This is a genomic window from Methylophaga sp. UBA5088 (assembly GCF_002414625.1).
Classification (GTDB): domain Bacteria; phylum Pseudomonadota; class Gammaproteobacteria; order Nitrosococcales; family Methylophagaceae; genus Methylophaga; species Methylophaga marina.
This window is the reverse complement of sequence record NZ_DIAC01000068.1, coordinates 1-3420: the sequence shown is the minus strand read 5'-3', so window position 1 is coordinate 3420 and position 3420 is coordinate 1. Positions and strand designations below refer to the sequence as shown.

Annotated in this window: 5 protein-coding genes; 3 read left to right on the top strand and 2 right to left on the bottom strand. The window is 43.6% G+C overall.

Features of this window, described 5'->3' with window-relative positions; translation table 11 throughout:
• The 3 genes from B4K20_RS08600 to B4K20_RS08590 form a co-directional block, all read left to right on the top strand.
• Positions 1 to 548, top strand: a 548-nt coding sequence (locus tag B4K20_RS08600; protein WP_289282583.1) for a tetratricopeptide repeat protein, incomplete at its 5' end; no start/stop codon positions are given.
• A gap of 80 nt (positions 549 to 628) precedes the next feature.
• Entirely contained in the window at positions 629 to 1237 is a 609-nt protein-coding gene (locus tag B4K20_RS08595) for a biliverdin-producing heme oxygenase (protein WP_289282582.1), read from the top strand.
• A 4-nt stretch (positions 1238 to 1241) separates the two neighbouring features.
• The gene (locus tag B4K20_RS08590) at positions 1242 to 1616 is read left to right on the top strand and encodes a YbaN family protein (RefSeq protein WP_289282581.1); all 375 of its coding nucleotides are present in this window, start codon (positions 1242 to 1244) and stop codon (positions 1614 to 1616) included.
• Here the strand turns inward: B4K20_RS08590 and B4K20_RS08585 are convergent.
• Together B4K20_RS08585 and B4K20_RS08580 are read right to left on the bottom strand one after the other, a co-directional pair.
• Positions 1613 to 2119: a sigma-70 family RNA polymerase sigma factor gene (locus B4K20_RS08585; protein ID WP_289282580.1), complete on the bottom strand. Its 507-nt coding sequence runs from the start codon at positions 2117 to 2119 to the stop codon at positions 1613 to 1615. The genes B4K20_RS08590 and B4K20_RS08585 overlap by 4 nt on opposite strands.
• Positions 2120 to 2339: 220 nt before the next feature.
• On the bottom strand, positions 2340 to 3420 hold a 1081-nt coding region (locus B4K20_RS08580; RefSeq protein ID WP_289282579.1), incomplete at its 5' end, for a helix-turn-helix transcriptional regulator.

Sequence of the window (3420 nt, the reverse complement as noted above, 5' to 3'; positions counted from 1 at the left end):
AAGCAGCTGCAATCCGAAAGCAAAGTCTCAATGCACAAAATGATGCCCCCGCCTCGATGGCAACAGTGATGCAGCTCAATGAATTAGGCTTATACCAACAGCAGCAAAATCATCTTGAGCAGGCAGCACAGTATTATCAGCAAGCCTTGTCACAACTTAAGTTATTGAACAAAGAACACAGTATTGAGCAAGCCACCATTTTAGGTAACCTCGGCGCGTTACAACTGGCGACACATGATACAAAAGCGGCTGAAGCGTCTTTATCGGAGAGCTTAGCGTTATATCAAAGTTTGCAAAAGCGGCCAGTTGAGGCAGCTGGCATCGCTGGTTATCTCGGCACTTTGTATTACAACAAACGGCAATTTGCTAAGGCCGAAACGGCTTTTCTCACCGCCGTAGAGAACTTGCAAAAGACTCAATCTGCAACAAATGAAACCCTGCTACTGGCTTTGCAAAATATACAGTCGCTTTATATCGCTTGGGATAAGCCTAGTAAAGCCGCTCAGTACAATCAAGCCATCCAGAAGATTAAACAACAACTTCAATAAAAATCAGCGGATACATTACGGAAATTGGCAACTGCTTCGGTATATCAAATAACACAGACTTTTATTTACAGGATAAACCGATGACAGATCAACTGACTCTTTCAAACGCCTTACGCAATGAAACACATGATTTACATGAAGTACTGGATAAACGCGTGATGCAACTAAATCCGTTTGCAGATAGCGAACATTATCGGGGCTTTCTGCGTATGCAATTACGCCTTCATACTGCAGCAGAACCGCTCTATCACAATACCAAGCTCTTAAACTTACTGCCTGACTTGAGTGGACGCAGCCGCCTTAATGCGGTTTTATCGGACTGTGAGGATGTCGAATTGAATAAAACGCTGATGACCGAAGATCAGCGTATAGCGAGCTATATCAGGATCGCAGATGAATATGAAGGCATTGGCTGGCTATATGCGTTGGAGGGTTCAACGCTAGGCGCGGCGATGTTACTCAAACATGTCAAAAATCAACTGAACTTATCTGAAACCTTTGGTGCCAGCCACATGGCAGCACACTCAGACGGACGCGCCACTCACTGGAAACAGTTTAAAGCAATGTTAGATCAGCTTGAGTTAACACAAGCACAACGTGAAAAAGCATTAGCGGGTGCAACACAGGCTTTTATTTTTGTCACTGATGCCGTTAACGATGTAATGATAGATGATGCTGTAGCGAGTTAAAACCATGGTTATAACGTTATTGTGGCGCCTTTTCGCACTGATTTTTCTCAGTATTGCCTTCGCAGGCTTGATATTACCGGGCTTACCTACTACCGAGTTTGTCTTGATGGCACTCTGGTGTTCGGCAAAAGGCTGGCCACAATTGCACCACTGGTTATTACATCATCCACGGTTTGGTCATCTGATTCAGCAATGGCAGCAACATCGAGCAATACCCCGTCGTGCCAAAGTGATAGCTCTAGTGTCGATGACGATAAGCTGCTGTTTACTGTTTTTAAGTGGACTACCTCTCTGGGTGAAATGTGTGAGTTCAAGCATGATGGTGGCCGTGTTGTACTGGTTAATCACCAGGCCAGAACCATCAAGCATCACGAGTTAGTCTGATGAGAGTGAGGCAGCAAGACATGTCTGCAAACCTTTGGCGATATATTTTTCCACTGAGGATACAGAGACATTTAACTGTTTAGCAATGTCCTTATAGCTCATGCCATCCAGCTGTCTCATCAATAAGGCTTGGCGCACATTGGCAGGCAGACGATGTAGTAAGCTATCAATTTGGGTTAAGGCTTCTATCATCAGTGTTTGAGTTTCAACCGAATGGGCTGTGTCCTCGGGTTGTTGTTTCAGATAGTCCAGATAGGCTTCTTCAACACGACGACGGCGAAACACATCAATCACCAGACCTTTGGCAATATGCGTCAGATATTTACGAGCATCTTTTTGCTCGGGTAATCGGCCACTCGTGAGTATACGTAGATAGGTATCCTGAATCAGGTCGGCGGTGGTTTCAGGGCACCCCATTCGGCGTTGAATAAATACCGATAACCAACCACGGTGCTCCAGGTACAGATTTTCGATAGTGTCTGTATGGGTAGCACGCATGATGATCTCCTTAAACTTAGTAAAAACTACAAATCTTAACAAGAATCATTATCATCTATAAACTAAAAAAATGCAAATGCCACTTTTAGATAATAGTTAATTGATTTTTATTGGATTTATCCCCACGTGATTGCACCCTTAGCGCTAATCCGAGTGACTTAAGTATGGATAAATTCCGTTATTCATTTTTAGCCAAGATCACCCCCTGTTTGTCGAAACATCACGGCAGTATGGTGGCAACCAGTTCTGAAGGAGTGAGTTTGAAGCGTTTTTTAAAAGCCGTAATAAAGTTTGAGGGGTGAGCATAACCGGCTATAAAGGCAGCTTCACCAATGGATTTCTTGTCGACCAATAATGCTTTTTTTGCCATATCCAGACGTCGTTGGCGACAGTAATTATTCACCGTTACCCCATAGGTCGTTTTAAACTTACGCTGTAAAGTGCTCACACTCAGCCCTATCGCTGAAGCCATTTCTGCAACGGTCATGGATTGCATCAGCATGTCATCAATTTGATGTCTCAGTTGGTTTTCCTGTGATGCAGTAGCATAGAATTGACTTGTCTCTTGTGGCCTTTCTGTTCGATGAAGTGAGGTTAGTACCTTTAAATTTTCAGCGATCAGTTGAAAGATGATCGCCTCTTTCAGTAACTCATCCTGAATAGTCGTGTGTTGGGCTTTAAATAAATAATCACTGGCCAGCTTTGCAACCACATCAGAAGCTTGCCAATGGTAAAAAGCAGCATGAGCTTGAAATAGCTGTTGAATATGCTGCCTTTCGTCTGGTGTAGTCGCTCTTTCCTCAAGCCATTGTCGTTCGATAAATATATTGAGTTTATTCACATGCATACCGCGTTCGAAACGGCGACTAAGCATTTCAGGTTGATTAATAATAAAAGCGGAACACTCCACACGGCCCTCACCAAGACAACCTAGCTGATAACGTTGCGAGCCAAGCGAAAATGACACTTTTCCATCAAATAAGATGGTCATGCTGATCGCAGGAGGCAGTTCTGCAAAACTGGTTCTATCCGCCATTTCTATTAAGTTACCGGCATGCACAGACAGACCATGTCGATCAAAATGATGATGAAAGAGGCCTTTTAAAACGACTTCATCCTGTGCCGTGTCTTCTGAAAAGCTGACGTAACGCACATTCATTCGGTTCAGCTCAGACAGATAAATCATATTATCCAGTCTCGCTGTCACCTGATTATCTTGTTTGTTTGGTGAATAGTCACTCTGTTCAGCTACTGTTAGGGCTGTTTTTTCATCATTTGATAGCACGCTTTCGACTGACTGG